The following is a 16,876-nucleotide window of genomic DNA, read 5'->3' as shown; positions in this document are numbered from 1 at the left end:
AGTAATTAATCCAATTAACTCATTCATTAAAATAAGCCCAACAGCATAAATTAAAGGCACAAAAAAGCCCTTGTCTAATGACAAGGGCTAATCTGTTTGGCGGAGCGGACGGGACTCGAACCCGCGACCCCCGGCGTGACAGGCCGGTATTCTAACCAACTGAACTACCGCTCCTAAACTGTGTCACCTGTAATACAGATAAACAAAATTTAAGTAACTTAACTGGCGGAGCGGACGGGACTCGAACCCGCGACCCCCGGCGTGACAGGCCGGTATTCTAACCAACTGAACTACCGCTCCACTTAAGTTGCACGAATAATAAGGTCGTCGTCAAAAACCGTCAACAGTTTTTTTTAAGTTTTTATCCGTTTAGCTAAAAAACATACAACAGCGATTAAGTTATAAACTTTTTGACTAAAAAGAGATCAATTTAATCTAAGCTAATATAATTAGCAGCAAACAATTATTTTTCATCTGGCATGGTTAAATCAAAATCATCAATAGCAGCAGTGATATCACCTTTTTTCGCAGCTTCTTGTTCAAGTCTTAATTTGGTTGTTGCCAGTGCTTTATTTAACGCAAGTTTCTTACGCCAAAAAATTAACCCTACCCCTCCTATGATTAACAGTAGGCCATTAATCGATGCAATCCACACGATAGCCTTATCTTTTGCAGCTTGCTCTTCTTGCGCTGCTAGCTGCGCAGCTCTTGCAGCTAACTCTTCAGCGCTGGGTGGAGGTTGAGGCGGTTCAATTAAATTAAAAAACAATTCCGGTAAATCCAGTATTAACTCACGCCCTGCAATACTGGTTGAGGCAACACTGCCTTTGATTCTATAACTGCCAAAATCGGTCACTTGCGGTATCGCGACTAAAGCTGGTGTTTCAGTGAGCTCATTAACAACAATCGGTAACTTAAGCCCTGCAGGGCCAACGATATCGAATTGAATATGGGTTTGCTCAAGTTTGAGTATTTCGTCATCAACATTTATTTGAATCTGCCAAACACCGGTTAATTTATCCGCGGGTTCAATTACTTCAACTTGAATGGGAGTTTCTGATAAATAGATTGGGTAGCTAATTTCACGCTCAAATACATTATTTCGCGCGACAACACTTAAGGTGTAGCTTCCCCAAGGTTGATTTAGATTATGTTTGCCCGTAAACACCCCATCATCGGGTATCTCATCCAAACCTTCACCATTATCTCTGTAAGAACCGACTGTAACAGTGCCGGTAGTAAAGTTGGCTTCGGTATTTTTATGATGGCTGGTAAATTTAACCGTCCATTCGAACATGTAATCAAGCCCTGGCAGACGAACCGTTAAGCCGTCACCAAGTAACTTAGCAGTGACTTTTAAACGTTCACCTTGAAATAGAGGCTGGGGGATATGCTCAACGTCAATTTCAAGTTGCGATACTTTTTGGATAGTGGAATTAGGCGCTAAACTGCCGATTAATTGCCAAGGACCGGGCATCGGATTGTTGATTTTAATCATATCGCCAGTTAAGCCATCGGCCCAATTGACATTATCAGGGTGCCTTTCGGTATACCATTTGGAACCGTCAGGCAACACGATTATCACTGGAGCGGAGCCATAAGTTCTTTGCACCAATAAGGTCACTTCATCGACCATATGATCAATACGAAATCTATTCTGTAACTCACTTGCTTGGGTATAAGGCACCGCTGTTGCCAATTGTGGCGTAACGGTAGCAACTAAGATAAAAATAACCGCCAGACAGTATGATTTCATTAAGCTCACTTTTATGCTTCACCTCTCCAGAGGCATTTGCCTGATTTTTTGACTAAATCAAGTCTTTCATCGTGTGATATTAATTCATCGGCCGTTGCTTGGATCACTTTAAGATTAAACTCATTTTGATCAATTAATTGTATGCCACCACCTTCTTGACCCACTTTTTCATTTGATAAATTAAAGCCAATTTGTCCACCGGTCATCACTAAGTAAACATCAGCAAGGATTTCAGCATCCAATAGTGCGCCGTGATAGGTACGTCTAGAGGTATCGATACCGTAACGTTTACTGAGTGCATCTAGATTATTTTTTTGACCAGGATGCAGGTATTTTGCAATGTCTAGCGAATCGAGTATGTCACAGATATCTGCTGACTTGGGGCCTTGGGGCCTAAGCTGACTAAATTCATGATCCATAAAGCTGATATCAAACGGTGCGTTATGTGCGACAATTTCAGCACCGGCGATAAAGTCGATAAACTCTTGTGCGATTTGATGAAACCGCGGTTCTTTAGCAACTCGTTCATCAGTAATACCATGTACTTCAATGGCTTCTGGATCAATTAACTGACCTGGATTGATATATTGATGATAAGTACGACCGGTTAGTTTACGGTCAATCACTTCAACACAACCAATTTCGATAATTCTATGGCCAATATAAACGGGGCCACCAGCCTGATTCATACCGGTTGTTTCAGTATCTAAAATGATTTGGCGACTGGCGCCTGAAATAATATTCATAGGTAACTCAATTAATTGATAATAATTTAGGTATAATTGCCGAAATGTTTATTGCTGTGTATATGGTAACAATTTGATGTCAGAACTAAAACTTATCAATATCTTTACTGATGGCTCATGTCTGGGTAACCCTGGTCCCGGCGGATACGGTATTGTAATGAAATATAAGCAGCATACCAAAGAAATGTCTGATGGATTTAAGCTGACGACCAATAATCGGATGGAATTATTAGCGCCTATTGTGGCGTTAGAAGCGCTATATGAACCGTGTAAAATCATCTTAACCAGTGATAGTCAATATATGCGTCAAGGGATCACCCAATGGATCCATGGCTGGAAGAAAAAAGGTTGGATAACTTCAACTAAAACCCCAGTTAAAAATGTCGATTTATGGAAAAGGTTAGATAAAGCCAGTCAACTGCATCAAATTGATTGGCGCTGGGTTAAGGGACATGCTGGGCATATTGAAAATGAACGCTGTGATGATTTAGCCAGGCAAGCCGCCGAAGCTAAACCTCAGCAAGCTGATGTTAATTATCTGCCTGAAGCCAAAGCCTAAAACCCAAATCTGTTGCATAGCCAATATATTATTGGCTATACGCTTTAGCTTATTTTGAGAGCAATTTGGTATGTTTACTGTGCCCTGCTCTGCCTGCTGTCGGCGCTGTCGCCCATTGACGAGTACGCGCTTTTCGCTTTTCCCTGATGGGCGTTAATGGCGACTCCATTTTTCTGGCCACAATCAAATACACACTGCCAACGCCTGGTAACCACTTTTCTAATCTATTTTGCCACCAGCGGCCTTGGTTCATTTGTCCAAGCAAAGGGTGATAAATAAAACGTTCATCCTGCAGGATTTGATAACCTAATAAACCTAACCAATCTTTTACCCTCGCTGGCATAAAAAACTGACCACACCAAGGTAATTGAGTTTGATATTTAGGTAGAAGCTTACCCATAAAGGCGGTACTGACAGGGTTAAAACCACAAACAAAAATATAGCCGCCGGAAATCATTACTCGGTCAACTTCCCGTAATAAACGATATGGGTCATGTTCAAATTCCATTAAAAAACTCATCAGCACGGCATCCATGGTGCTTGTTTGCAGGGGCAAATGATGGGGATCGGCTTGAATTGATGCGCCTTGGGCATCATGAATAGAAAAATGCCGCGCAATATTGCAATGTAAACTAGACACTTGAGCGCTAAGCGCACCTAGCTTTAATAAATGGTAACCAAAAATCCTCGGCCACCAATCAGTTAACTTTTGTTCTAGGGCCAATTGAATCTCATCACCACAGGGTAACTCTTGCCATAATTGTGGTTTTTGATTTATCGACATTAACCTGATACTCCCTTAATTTCAAAAGCCCTAGGTTGAGTATAACGACTTATGGCTCTTTGTCGTTAGCATTTTACCCATAGTTGATATCATTTAAAAAAGGGACGAATAAAGTGTTAAATTTATTGTTAATTAGCGCGTTTACATAACCTTATTTAGTCACTTCAACCAGTTGTTTACTTTAAATGTAACAGTATACAAGCCTAGTTCAGCCCAAGCATATTCACTCTATTGGCCTTTTACATATAATCCGTTAACCTAGCGGTAAGATTTCACTTATGGATTTAATCATGCTTTCAGTCATCGGTATTTCAGCGTTTAATGACAACTACATTTGGCTTATACATCAAAAAAATAGCAATCAAGCCTATGTTGTTGACCCTGGCTGTGGCCAAAGTGTGCTCGATTACCTCAAGGGCTTCCCATTAGAGCTGGCGGGGATATTAATCACTCACCATCATGCAGATCACACTGGTGGCATTGCGCAATTACAACAGGCTTTTAATAATAAGCTCGAGGTTTATGGACCTGAAAGTGAAAATATTAGCGGTATTACGCATCCAATAAAAGGCGAGCCATTACTCAAACTCAAGGAGCTTGATACAAAGCTTAAAGTCATTAGTGTGCCGGGCCATACGTTAGGTCATATAGCTTACTTTTATCAACAGCCAGATAGTGTAAACTGTGAAGCGTTATTTTGCGGAGACACCCTATTTAGCGGCGGTTGTGGAAGATTGTTTGAAGGCACAGCCGAACAAATGGCAAACTCGTTAGCAAAACTCGCTGACTTGCCACCTCACACCCAAGTTTACTGCGCCCATGAATATACCGCGGCTAATCTTAAATTTGCGTTACAAGCAGAACCTAACAATAAAGCGTTGCAGCAATACAGTCAGTCAGTTACTTTATCTCGTAATAACAATATGGCTACAATTCCAACTACAATCGCAACAGAATTAGCCATAAATCCATTTTTAAGAAGTAACAGTAAAGAAATAAAACAAGTCATCGCTGCTAAGTTTCAAGTTGAAAAACCAACAGCACTACAGACGTTTACTTTACTCAGAGAGTGGAAAAATAACTTTTAAGCTATTGAGCGCGGCGTCACTTGCTAAGTTAGCAAAGACATTAAAGCCATTTTACACTACAATGCCGCCTCAATTTTGACCAAACACATTTGGTAGACGCCTTTGATCTGCCAGCTTTGCAAGATTTAGGATTTTTTTTAGATGCATAAACCTTTATACCTTTTTGTTGGAAGCTTGGCATTTCTAACCGCATGCCAAACTGCCACTCCAACAAAAGTCGAGCCTTCACCGATTGTCGTTCCTCAGCCAATTAAGCCTGAAAAAGTTGTAGACGAAGTTGCAGCACCGGTTGAAATCACCGATGTTTGGCAACGGATCCGTTTGCAACTTACCATGCCAATTGATGATGTAAAACTGGTGAATAAATATCGAGACTGGTATTTAGCGAACCCAAGACATTTAGAAATTGTCTCTCAACGTGCAGAGCCGTATTTACATTATATTGTCGAAGAATTAGAAAAACGTAATCTGCCGATTGAACTAGCATTATTACCTATTGTTGAAAGCTCGTTTGACCCTTCAGCTTACTCTGCGAGTGCCGCTTCAGGTTTATGGCAATTAACTACGCCTATTTCTAATTACTTTGGTGTTAAAAGTGACTGGTGGTATGACGGCAGACGTGATGTTCCCGCATCCACCACTGCAGCACTGGACTTCTTAGAGTACTTATACGATAGGACCGGACAAAACTGGTTATATGCCATTGCGGCCTATAATACGGGTGAAGGCCGAGTAAATAATGCTGTTCGCCGTAATAAAGCCGCAGGTAAAAGCACTGAATTTTGGGCGCTATCATTACCCAGAGAAACTCAACGCTACGTACCGCAACTGATTGCATTATCAGATGTGGTTAAAAATGCTGACAAATATGGCATCAAACTAACTCCAATCAGTAATGAACCGCATATTGCTGTGGTTGATACCCAAAGCCAGATTGACCTTAAACTTGCGGCAGATTTAGCCAATATGCCAGTTAAAGAATTAAAAGCATTAAACCCAGGTTTAGATCGCTGGGCAACATCACCTGATGGCCCTAATACATTGGTGGTGCCATTTGATAAAGCGGCGCAGTTTGAACAAAAACTTGCAAACCTTGATCCTAAATCAAAATTGAACTGGCATAGATACCAAATTAAATCTGGCGATACCGTAAGCCATATTGCCAAGCATTTTGATACTTCGGCTTCTTTTATTCGTTCAAGTAATGGCCTGAAAAATAATAATATTAGAGCCGGAAAGTACCTTATTATTCCAGTTCCTGCTGAAGGCGCAAACCTCACAACTGAACAGTTATTAGCACAAGCAAAACCAAGCTCAGTTAAGACTAAAACTTACACGGTTAAATCAGGCGATTCATTATGGGTCATTGCCAGAAAAAATGATGTCAGTGTTGATGATTTAATTCGCTGGAATCGTCTGCCTAAAAACGGCACTTTAAGCATTGGTAAACAATTAAAGATTGGCGCAGTATCAAGTAGCAAAAACAATGCAGAAAGAACCGTTAATTACAAAGTTCGCTCTGGGGATTCATTGGCTAGAATTGCCAGTAAATTCAACGTTTCAGTCAATGATTTGATCGAGTGGAATAGACTTCAAAACAGTAAGTATATTCAGCCAGGACAGATGTTAAGATTGATTGTGGATGTCACCAAGGTCAATGCGTAGTGAGTCTATAAGCTAACTTCTTAGCAATTTCGCAGTAAGTATTTCGCGACTTAAAACAAAAAACGGCAAGGTGATCCTTGCCGTTTTTTATTATATAGCGATTTTTAAACTTGATGTAATCAACTCATCTATACCAAGTTTAAAGCAGTACAACATCCAAAGTCTTGGTTAACATGATCCCTTGGATATTTTTACTTATGATAAAAATAGCCGCTGACTAAGCCCAAGTGGGCTTAATCACATCATTAAAAACCTAATTTCTTAAATAACTTACCTTTGAGTTTATCGGTTTCATCTTTAAGTTTAGAATCTAATAAAGCACTGGTATCGATACCAAATTTAGGATCTTTCATGCTGCCGGTTATGGTAAGCGGAATGTCCACGCCAGCTAAGGCATCTTCACCACCCTGACCCGCTAATGAGCCCACCACTGACGTCGTTAGCTTATAGTCCACAGTTTCATTATCAATATTGGCACTGCCATTACCGCTAAGGCGAATGAGTGGCGACGCCATAGCTAAGTCTGGGTTAGTCGCAACAGCATTTTTCAAACTAAAACTACCGGTTAAACTAGTAAAATCAGTTTTAAGTTCTTCAGTATTTTTTGCAGATAAATCCCCTTTTAACTTATCTTGAGCACTACGGATCATTTGCGGGATATTCACTCCGTATAACGAGCCATCGGCAATTTCGAAATTACCCTGTGCCAGCAGGTTTTTCTTTAAGTTATCTGGAATTAAACTTTTACCAGAACCAGAAATTTTAAAATTTGCCGCACCTGAGATTAAATCAATATCCGCCGCATCTTTTAACAGTGGTCTAAATTGCACACCTGTTAATGTTTCATCGAAGCGGTAACTAGGTACTTTCTGACGACCATCGAGCTGTGCTGTGGCTTTAATACTACCTTCATATAAATTCGCAGAAAACTGAGTTAAATCGGCAACGCCATCTTTGACCTTGGCTTTCATTACCCAGTTTTGAGTGAGTAGGTTTGCGACCTTGATTGATTTAACCGTCATGCCTAAGGTTAAATCAATGGTTTTTAATGCGGACAAATCAGGCTCTACAGCTGGCTTGCTCGCTGCAACTTGTTCAGTGTCTTCTGCTTTAGCTTCGGTCTCTGATGGCGGCAGTAATTTATCAACATCGATATCACCGACATCTAATTGCAGGTTGATTTTAGGGATTGTGGCGTCGTAATTGACTGAAACATCGCCAGTGGCGCTTATGTCCATCGCTGACAATTGTTTTATAGCAACATCTAATTTTTTAGCATCTAAAGCCACATTAATATCAGTAATCAGCTGGCTGCTAACACTTTTATTAGGGATAGCCTCACCGGTCACATCAGTATTAATGGTTAAATCAGCCATAATAACCTGAGTCAAATCTTCACTAATGGTCAATTGACCATTACCAGAACTTGCCAGCATCATATCAGGCATTTGTGCAGTAAATTCATAAGCAAAGTCTGCAGCGTTTCCTAATGAAAACTCACCAAGGGTTAAACTATTTAAACTAAATATTTGTTTGGTTTCTGCCGCTTCATCAATTACGTTGATGGTGGTATTGGTAATAGACACGCCGCCGATTTGTAAACTTTGCAATTCGAGTGTATTAGCTGATGATGCTGGTTCTGACGCGGTTGTGGTTTCAGGTGATGCAGCACCGCCCAAACCATCAAAGCTGGTTGAACCGTCTTTTTTAGTGACGATATTCATAGTCAAACCATCAAGGGATAATTGTGCAATTTCCACTTGTTGGCTTAAAAGCGGCATTAATGCCACACTGGCGACCGCTTGGTTTACTTCAACTAATGTACTTGGAGAAAAGTTCTCAGGGTTGGATAGTGAAATGCCACCGAGGTTAATCCCAAGTGTCGGGAAAAAGCTCCAACTTAAGTCTTGGCTAATGACAAAATCACGGCCAGTTTGCTTTTTAACGGCATCCACAATTTGTGGTTTAAAACTATTTGGATCAAAAAATACCGTTAAATAAATAACCAGCAATAAGATTACGCTAGCGACTATAGCTAATAGCCATTTAAGTGCCTTCATGTTTGCATCCTTGTAAGCAAATTGATTTTTAATGTAAAAATAAATTAATTCATCTAAGTTTAGCTTAATACTGCTAAATCTAAAGGTTTTTCAGTAACGGCTATGCCATTTTCATCGGCATAGATCATCATGGCAGGTTTTACTGAGACACCGGCAATCTCGATATTTATATTCACAAGGCCAACATCTTTTTTTTCTGTTTTAATGGGATTAGCACTTAGCGCCTGCACACCAATACCAATGGTCGACAATGTGCCCACATCTCTTACCGCACCAAAAATGATGATACCTTCCCATTCATTATTGGCCGCCGACTCCGCAATCATGTCACCTAGCAAAGCACGCCGACACACGCCGCCGCCATCGACCACTAACACTTTACCTTTACCAGCGGTTGCTAACGTTGACTTCACTTTAGAGTTATCTTCAAAACACTTAACCGTAACCACTTCACCATAAAATATCCGTTTGGCGCCGTAACTTTGCCAATTGGCGGGTATCAAGGTTAATTCAGAACCATAGTGGTCAAATAAATCAGGTAATAAATCTAGCATTTTGCACATCCTGTACTAAAGTAAATAAATTAATGTTTAATATAAACGTCATGCTCTATTGAAACAAATCATTAATCTGAATAAACTATCAATAATGCTCTGTTACTATTCATGGAAGATAGAGAGTACCCATGCTAAATAGCATTCATTTACTCATAATCCTAAGTAGTTATCCATATGACTGATATTAATTTACAAAATGTAATTAACGCCTTTGATGAATTAGATTTCGAAAATAGAACAACTAAAAGTCTTGAAAGTGCCCGCAACAAATTGCAAATGAAAACTTATCTTGACTCTCTTGATTACAGTTTACGTCGATTAAACATTTTAAATGAAGTCGTTTCAGAAATGGTTGAGCAAAAAAAATCAGCCTTAAAGAAGCAAGAGCAAGTTCAAACCTACAAATCTAAAGTCATACAACTGTCTAGAGAATATCGTATTTCTTACCAAGAAGTACTTGAAATCATGATTTCAATCAAACAAAAATAAATAGTCTAGAACCCAAATTAAATAGTAAAATCTTCATACTAAAAGACTCAAGTTCAACACAAATTGATACTCTAACTATTTTTATTGGCTGATTTAATTGTCCAATCTTATAATCGCATTACTTTATATCTTTTTAGGTTTACTTGGGGGTAAGCCTAAATTGTTTATAATCCGGCTATGTAAATAATTTATATTTTAAATCTACCCAAAACTAGCTTGCATAACCAAACCTACAAAAACCTTATCGCTATTCGAAGGTATATGTTCATTTTGATTTTTACTTTTCAAACAAAACCTCTTCACTGCGGGTTAAGTTGGTACTTGGCTTAGCAAGAACTGCCCTTTCCCCTCTGTGGTTGCTACTATTTGAATGATGCTTGATAAATATCGCCAATGAATCCTTTAATGTCATTTGGGATATCGTCCACTTGGTCTGCCTATCACGGTGCCACAATGGGTTGAAAAATAGCAATTTGAATTGAGAAAAGCCCCTTTAATTTTGAATTTCAAATGTATTAAAACCGTTTTAGCTAAACTGGATACACTCTATTTCTGCCGTGACCTTTTGCTAAATAAAGATGGGTATCTGCTTGTTTATATAATGCCTCAATTGTAGTGATTTCTTGGGTCATTTCAGCGACACCGATACTGACGCTTGTATCAATCAAAATGGTATTATAAAGGAAATCTTTACTCTCAATGATGATTCGTATTTTCTCAGCAATACGCTTGGCATCATTCATTGATGTATTGTTGAGTAAAATAGCGAATTCCTCACCACCAATTCGTGCGAAAATATCGCTTTCTCGCATACTAGCTTCTACGACTCTGGCGAGATGTATTAATACAAAATCACCTGCTTGATGGCCATAATTATCGTTCACTTTTTTAAAGTGATCGATATCAATCATTAACAGTGAAACGCTAGTTTGTTGTCTTGAAGCAATCGCCATTATCTTTTTGGCCATTTCAAAAAAATAGCGTCGATTATATATGTTAGTTAGGTTATCCATGATGGATAATCTACGAAATTCTTCGGCGCTCTTTTCTACATCCTCGTGGGCTTTTATGCTAGATATACGACTATCTAACATTGATTTTGACAATAAAATGGTTGCAGGAATATAGCTAACAATAAACGCCAATAAAGCAAAATGTTGGTATTCACCAAAATAAAGCATAATAGCAATCTGCGGCGTTATCATTAAAATGAAAAACACCAAATAGGCTTTAAAGAAAGACGACATCGATAATGTTGCGGCTGTGACAATTCCGATAATTAGAATAAAACCGACAAACTCAAACGGTTGACGAGCATAAATTATTAGCATCACCGATGATGCCGTCCACATAAAGGCTTGAAATACATTAAGCGCGATAAAAATGACTTCATCATTAGCGAGTCTTTTTCTATCTTCTTTTTCTAAATGTTTTTCAAACATTTTTGCATTATAAATTCGGCATATTGCTAAGAGAATTTGTAAACAAAACCAAGTCATCAAAATGTTAAACGGAATGAGGATGTTAAATACTAAGGCGTAAGTAATAGAGACAATCAACATCGCAACCATGGCTTTAGGTGTTTGCTCGGCGACATTTTGTAAAAGTTTTGCAGGAACGTTAGACATACATATCCTAATTCAGCACAATTTGACCCTAGTAAACAACTCATTAATCGATTTTAATAGCTTGAGATAAACGAATATTTTAAGAGACTGCATACTTATTTTAACTTTCTTAAAAACTATCAAATACAGTTAATTAGATCGTTATAATAAATAATAGGAATCATCGCCTGAACTGTCTAGCTGACCAGTGCACTTTATTGGAAATCATTAAATAATCATGTGCTAGACGTTATTTAGCGCACAATTGACACCTTGATTGAACAACTCATCAGCTAGAGAAAATGCCTACCTTATGTCAGAAATCCCCTTTGATTTACTCTGGAAGGCAAAGTCAACATCTTTAAATAAGATGCAAAAGCTGCATTTATTTCACGGACAGCCTTAAGTGGTTCTAATAAGAAGACAGTCAGTCTCAGATGGCGGACGTATTAGACCTTGTTGAAAATGAACTTGTTGCATTGTTATCACCTGTGCGGGCTATTTTATCGAATAAGTAAATAATACCTGTTGTTAACTCCACTAAAAACGCTATATTAATTATAATATTCTCAAATATGGATTGATAATATGCTCATACAAGACCTGCACATCATTCTCAAAGTAGCTGAATTTCGAAGTATTACTGCGGCTGCAAACAGCCTTGATATGCGTATGGCAACCGCTAGTGCTGCGGTCAAGCGTGTTGAAGCGGCATTAGGGGTTGAGCTATTTGTACGCACTACGCGCCAACTTAGGCTTTCCCCTGCTGGTGAGCGCTATTTACCTCAATGCGAACTGGCTGTGCAACTGTTAGACAATGCCCAGCAAAATGCTCAGGAAGATTTAGATGTACTAAAAGGTGAAATAAGAATTGCCCTATCATCTGATCTAGGCCGTAATGTGGTTACCCCGTGGTTGGATGATTTTTTGCTGCTTTATCCCGACGTGGCTTTACGCAGTAATATCACTGACAGTAATATTGATTTTTATCGTGACTCTGTTGATATGGCGCTGCGCTATGGTGAGCCAAGCGATGCCAGTATGTATGGTTTTCGAATTTGCAGTATTCCACGAGTACTGTGCGCCACACCTAGCTATTTAGACAAAAATGGCGCCCCTACAACGCCAGATGAACTCATAAATCACAATGGGCTGTTTTACCAGTTACAGGATATTGTTCAGAACGAGTGGCGCTTTAGTCATCAAAACCAAAGCCATAAAGTAAAGCTTAAAGGTAATCGTGCATCTAATGACGGAGATTTGGTGCGGCGTTGGTGTGTGTCGGGACACGGGTTTGCGATTAAGTCATGTCTTGATATGGCGGATGATTTGCTAACTGGTCGTGTGGTAAACGTCATGCCGGAATATAAGCCAACTGCGACAGAATTGTGGCTTGTGTGCCCCAGTCGTCAGTCTATTACCCCAACAGTGCGCTTATTACGTGATTATTTTAGAGAGAAAACCCAGCAGCTATTGTCTCAACTGGTTGAGCATGGCGTGTTAAACAAACAAGATATTAAATAACATACAATCACTATTAAGCTAATTCATTAAACTGAGTTGTTGAATCTCGCTCTTTTAATTCAAAGTCTAAAACATGGCGTAAATTTGATAGGCTATCTGAAGTCACTTGATTCATTTGGCCAGAAGTCAGTAATGTGATAGCTGTTTCAGCCATCGCATTGATAGGTTGTTTCACTGTTGTGATATGTGGCCAAATCGTAGTAGCAAGCGGGGTATCATCATAACCGGCAACGCTTAAGTCTTTGGGTACATTTAAGCCTAAGGAATTGGCAACCGAAACAACTGCTGCAGCCATATCATCATTACTAGCAAATATCGCGCTTGGTCTATTTTCTCTATCTAATAGAGCCTTAGCAGCTCCTAATGCAGACTTATAGCTGAACATACCTTGCTCAATAAACTCTGGCGGAATGTTTAACTGTTTAGATCGCATTGCATCTAAAAATCCTTGATAACGAAGACGACTGGCACCAACGTCTGGGTGCCCTATAATAAAGCCAATGTCTTTATGGCCTTTATTGACTAACAAATTGGTCATATCATAAGCCGCTTGATAATCGTCCATACAAACAAAAGCAGATAAGGTTAACTCCACATCTGGTGATACTCGTACAAAAGGAATATTTAATACAGTAAGCTCTTTGAGAATCTCAATATTGTTACAAAAAGGCGGTAATAGAATAACGCCATCAACTCGTGTTTCTTCAACTAAATCACGTGTGATTTTTAACTTTTCTTCTTGGGTACCTTCACACTCATCTACCACTAAATGATAACCTTGCTGGCGGCAACTTTTTAAAGCCGACATCATGAACTGACTAACATAACCACCTTCACTTGGGTTTTCGTAAAGTAAGCCAATTAAATAAGATTTAGAACTCGCTAAACGCCTAGCTGAAATATTGGGGCGATAGTTTAGTTGATCTGCCGCTTGCTGGACTTTCGCTCGTGTTTTGTCACTGACTTTTTCGTCCTTGTTTAACACCCTAGAAACGGTCATTTTCGACACACCAGCCATTAAAGCAACATCTTGAATAGTGATTTTAGTGCTTGATTTACTCTTATTAATTGGACTCATTAGGAAACTCATTTAAAAATAAGATAAATGTTACAAAGTTCGTAGTAACAATAATACCCTCAGAATAACAGATAAATTACTGATACTATAATCACTTATTCTTATTCATGCGTATTGTGGCAAAATCTATAATTATCACATTAAAACAGTCAATAAGGATCATCGAACCATCGTTATTAGCGACTAAAGCTGGTTATTACTCACACAATAAATTTATCGTGTTATCGATAACCTACATTTGATAATAATGTCTATAAATTATTACTATAAGCTTTTTAGCATCCAAACATCACAGCCACCGTGAATGGTACCAACAAGGGGCTTATCTAAATGTTGAAAGCCCATCTTTTCATAGAGTGTAATTGCCGCTGTCATTGAATTTAACGTATCGAGATAACATTGTTCAAAACCGTTTGCTTTTGCAAATGTAAGACATTGCTCAGTTAAGCGCTTACCTAAACCAAGCCCTCTCGTTTCAGGTAATAGAAATAATTTTCTTAACTCACAAATCTTGTTATCACCGTTGAACTTTGCAATACCTGCACCGCCTACCACTTGATTATCAATGCATGCTACTAAATAAATACTCTTATTTTTTGAGCAATAAAACCGGCTCATTTGTAGTACTTCGGGATCAGAAGGGCCAAACCCCTCGCCTATGGCACCAAATTCTTTACCTACTGATTTAATGATGGCTGCGACTTGGGGATCTTGCGCTAATATTATGGGTTTGATTATAATTTTCATAGTCTGTTTACCGCTTAACCTTGCTACGATTCAAAATAGATGTTTAACAACACCCGCTTACTTATTTTGCTAAAGTTCACTTATTCGAGGTGATTTATCTCTGTTTGTTTCAATATACTTTTTAAAACTAATTGAGTCTATTGGCATTAAAGCTGATGACTATTAGCGCCATTTGCTATATTCGCAGCAAATGAACCAGAAATTAGACTAGCTTAGCTAATCCCGTATTCGAATTTAAAACGACAGTGAAGAGTATATGACGAGCTAAAACCAATTGAATTGGGTACAAAGAAGATATCTGATAATTTTTCAATTTAACAAATATTATTAAATAGCGCTTTTAACTAAAAAAGCCGCAATGAACATTATTAATTAAAATATACACACGAGTAAATCACCAAACAGATATTAGATTAAGCAGCAACCACAAGTTTGGCTTTTTTAAGGGGATTTAAGCGATTATGCATCACCTTAATAGTATCAAACTGCTGTAGAACTTTAGATTCAGTTAAAGGGCATTCTCGGGATAATACCATCACTAAAGCTGCTTGCAGACTGTTTTCAACCACTAAAACTAACACTGATGTGCCATTGGCATTTAAAGAAAACAATTTACCCACATCGCAATATACACATTCTTGGCTGATTTCAAAAAACCAAGATTTTGGCATTTGCGGCTTAATCATAAAATGAGCAGCTGTTGCATTTAACGCTGTTTGAACTACTGCTGCGTCGGATATTTTTAAGGCTTTTGGGAGCTTTTCAAGTAGATTAATATAGAATTTTGCATGATCCACACTAAATTCTGACGTCACTAATGCATCTGGGATAAGAGATTTGGATTTATATGGGGTTAAGAACTCCATTTCGGAACCTAATGAAATACTTAATTGCTTAAACGTTTCATTATATTCCCATTGCCAGTCCTTATTTGGCATTAATAACATTTTTAAATACCTACTTTACCAATACAACTCAATAATAGTTCATATTTCAGTCAATATCAAAACATTATTAAAAATATTTGATATATTTATCATAAAGTTATAGCGATCGAAAGATCGTAACTGCGATCGCTATAACCTGTTTAGATCTAAATTATTTGATCAAAAGATCTTTTTATAGATCCTTCTATATTATTTTGCTTTATATGCATTAACAATATCGTTTATTAAACCAGGACCTTGATAAATAAAGCCAGTGTATATCTGCACCAATTCTGAACCTACATCAAATTTAGCTAAGGCATCTTCGGCACTATTTATTCCACCGACGCCAATAATCGGGATCTCACCGTTCAAATATCCCGCTAATTGTCTGATCACTTGAGTAGAAAGATCCGTCAACGGCTTACCACTTAAGCCACCCGCTTCGTTAGCATTGTCTAAGCCAACAACCGCATCACGGGTTAAAGTGGTATTTGTCGCAATCGCTCCATCAAATTTACTTTTTAATAGCGATTCAGCAATCTTTTCAATTTCTTCAGAGGTTAAATCCGGGGCAATTTTTAGTGCTATTGGTACATACTTATTGTACTTTTTAGCGAGTTCTGTTTGTTTTTCTTTTAATGAAGATAGTAAATCGTCTAATAACTCACCATATTGCAGCGTACGTAGACCTGGAGTATTAGGTGATGAGATATTTACCGCGATATAATCCGAATATTGGTAGACTTTTTCCATGCAGATTAAATAATCATTCTTACCTTCATCTACTGGGGTATCTTTATTTTTACCAATATTTACACCAACAATAATATCGGATTTCTTCGCCATTAAATTTCTGACTAAATTATCTACACCTTTATTGTTAAAACCCATTCTATTAATGATTGCTTTTGCAGGTTTTAAGCGAAATAAACGCGGTTGTTCATTACCCGGTTGTGGACGAGGCGTTACCGTACCGACTTCAATATGACCAAATCCCATCGCATGAAATGCATCAATTGATTCGCCATCTTTATCCAATCCAGCCGCCAAGCCAACTGGATTTTTAAAATTAATGCCCATACAAGTCACAGGCGCTGAGGCAACTTTTTGACTGTAAAATAGGTTTAAAGGGTTGTTTCCAGTATTTTTTAAACTTCCGATAGCGATATTATGCGCGATCTCTGGATCCATCTGAAACATTACTTTTTGTGCAACTTTATAAAAAAACATGCTTTCTCCTAAACCTAAAAAAAGCCCCGGCTATCGCCAGGGCTCGTTCACTTATTA

15 protein-coding genes and 2 tRNA genes are annotated in these 16,876 nt (G+C 38.4%); 5 read left to right on the top strand and 12 right to left on the bottom strand.

Annotation, left to right across the window (positions count from 1 at the left end; genetic code table 11):
* Window positions 1–97: 97 nt before the first annotated feature.
* The 4 genes from BCU94_RS19345 to dnaQ form a co-directional block, all read right to left on the bottom strand.
* Window positions 98–174 (bottom strand) — tRNA-Asp (locus BCU94_RS19345).
* Window positions 175–223: 49 nt separating this feature from the next.
* Window positions 224–300 (bottom strand) — tRNA-Asp (locus tag BCU94_RS19340).
* A 163-nt stretch (window positions 301–463) separates the two neighbouring features.
* Window positions 464–1,756 carry a TIGR03503 family protein gene (locus tag BCU94_RS19335; protein ID WP_102477271.1) on the bottom strand — a complete coding sequence of 431 codons (1,293 nt, stop codon included), beginning with the start codon at window positions 1,754–1,756 and terminating at the stop codon, window positions 464–466.
* Window positions 1,757–1,767: 11 nt separating this feature from the next.
* The gene (gene dnaQ / locus BCU94_RS19330) at window positions 1,768–2,502 is read right to left on the bottom strand and encodes a DNA polymerase III subunit epsilon (protein ID WP_102477270.1); all 735 of its coding nucleotides are present in this window, start codon (window positions 2,500–2,502) and stop codon (window positions 1,768–1,770) included.
* A 76-nt stretch (window positions 2,503–2,578) separates the two neighbouring features.
* Here dnaQ and rnhA point away from each other — a divergent pair, with 76 nt between their 5' ends.
* On the top strand, window positions 2,579–3,061 hold the full coding sequence (rnhA, locus tag BCU94_RS19325; protein ID WP_102437793.1) for a ribonuclease HI: 483 nt from the start codon (window positions 2,579–2,581) through the stop codon (window positions 3,059–3,061).
* Between the two features lie 49 nt (window positions 3,062–3,110).
* On the opposite strand, the gene BCU94_RS19320 is transcribed toward rnhA, so the two are convergent.
* On the bottom strand, window positions 3,111–3,845 hold the full coding sequence (locus tag BCU94_RS19320; protein ID WP_102437795.1) for a methyltransferase domain-containing protein: 735 nt from the start codon (window positions 3,843–3,845) through the stop codon (window positions 3,111–3,113).
* Between the two features lie 290 nt (window positions 3,846–4,135).
* Here BCU94_RS19320 and gloB point away from each other — a divergent pair, with 290 nt between their 5' ends.
* Both gloB and BCU94_RS19310 read left to right on the top strand, forming a co-directional pair.
* A complete protein-coding gene (gloB, locus tag BCU94_RS19315) occupies window positions 4,136–4,933 on the top strand; it encodes a hydroxyacylglutathione hydrolase (RefSeq protein WP_102477273.1) in 798 nt (265 codons plus the stop codon).
* Between the two features lie 141 nt (window positions 4,934–5,074).
* Window positions 5,075–6,598 carry a LysM peptidoglycan-binding domain-containing protein gene (locus tag BCU94_RS19310; protein WP_102477269.1) on the top strand — a complete coding sequence of 508 codons (1,524 nt, stop codon included), beginning with the start codon at window positions 5,075–5,077 and terminating at the stop codon, window positions 6,596–6,598.
* A gap of 245 nt (window positions 6,599–6,843) precedes the next feature.
* Here the strand turns inward: BCU94_RS19310 and BCU94_RS19305 are convergent, their stop codons facing one another.
* Window positions 6,844–8,658, bottom strand: coding sequence for an AsmA family protein (locus BCU94_RS19305; protein WP_102477268.1), 1,815 nt, complete (start codon window positions 8,656–8,658; stop codon window positions 6,844–6,846).
* A gap of 59 nt (window positions 8,659–8,717) precedes the next feature.
* Window positions 8,718–9,212, bottom strand: coding sequence for a putative 4-hydroxy-4-methyl-2-oxoglutarate aldolase (locus BCU94_RS19300; protein ID WP_102437800.1), 495 nt, complete (start codon window positions 9,210–9,212; stop codon window positions 8,718–8,720).
* A gap of 177 nt (window positions 9,213–9,389) precedes the next feature.
* Between BCU94_RS19300 and BCU94_RS19295 the strand changes: the two genes are divergently transcribed.
* A complete protein-coding gene (locus tag BCU94_RS19295) occupies window positions 9,390–9,704 on the top strand; it encodes a hypothetical protein (protein WP_102437802.1) in 315 nt (104 codons plus the stop codon).
* A gap of 530 nt (window positions 9,705–10,234) precedes the next feature.
* Here the strand turns inward: BCU94_RS19295 and BCU94_RS19290 are convergent.
* Window positions 10,235–11,332, bottom strand: coding sequence for a GGDEF domain-containing protein (locus BCU94_RS19290; protein ID WP_102477267.1), 1,098 nt, complete (start codon window positions 11,330–11,332; stop codon window positions 10,235–10,237).
* Window positions 11,333–11,899: 567 nt separating this feature from the next.
* Here BCU94_RS19290 and BCU94_RS19285 point away from each other — a divergent pair.
* Window positions 11,900–12,835, top strand: a complete 936-nt coding sequence (locus BCU94_RS19285; RefSeq protein ID WP_102477266.1) for a LysR family transcriptional regulator — start codon at window positions 11,900–11,902, stop codon at window positions 12,833–12,835.
* Window positions 12,836–12,848: 13 nt separating this feature from the next.
* Here BCU94_RS19285 and BCU94_RS19280 read toward each other — a convergent pair whose 3' ends face one another.
* The 4 genes from BCU94_RS19280 to pyrD all read right to left on the bottom strand — a co-directional run bounded on the left by BCU94_RS19280 (window position 12,849) and on the right by pyrD (window position 16,819).
* On the bottom strand, window positions 12,849–13,913 hold the full coding sequence (locus tag BCU94_RS19280; RefSeq protein ID WP_102477265.1) for a LacI family DNA-binding transcriptional regulator: 1,065 nt from the start codon (window positions 13,911–13,913) through the stop codon (window positions 12,849–12,851).
* 264 nt (window positions 13,914–14,177) lie between these two features.
* A complete protein-coding gene (locus BCU94_RS19275; RefSeq protein ID WP_102477264.1) occupies window positions 14,178–14,660 on the bottom strand; it encodes a GNAT family N-acetyltransferase in 483 nt (160 codons plus the stop codon).
* 413 nt (window positions 14,661–15,073) lie between these two features.
* Entirely contained in the window at window positions 15,074–15,607 is a 534-nt protein-coding gene (locus tag BCU94_RS19270; protein ID WP_102477263.1) for a cell division protein ZapC, read from the bottom strand.
* A gap of 189 nt (window positions 15,608–15,796) precedes the next feature.
* Window positions 15,797–16,819, bottom strand: a complete 1,023-nt coding sequence (gene pyrD / locus BCU94_RS19265; RefSeq protein ID WP_102437812.1) for a quinone-dependent dihydroorotate dehydrogenase — start codon at window positions 16,817–16,819, stop codon at window positions 15,797–15,799.
* Between the last annotated feature and the right edge of the window lie 57 nt (window positions 16,820–16,876).

Source organism: Shewanella sp. 10N.286.52.C2 (assembly GCF_002874545.1).
Lineage (GTDB): Bacteria > Pseudomonadota > Gammaproteobacteria > Enterobacterales > Shewanellaceae > Shewanella.
This window is presented reverse-complemented; position numbering and strand designations above follow the sequence as displayed.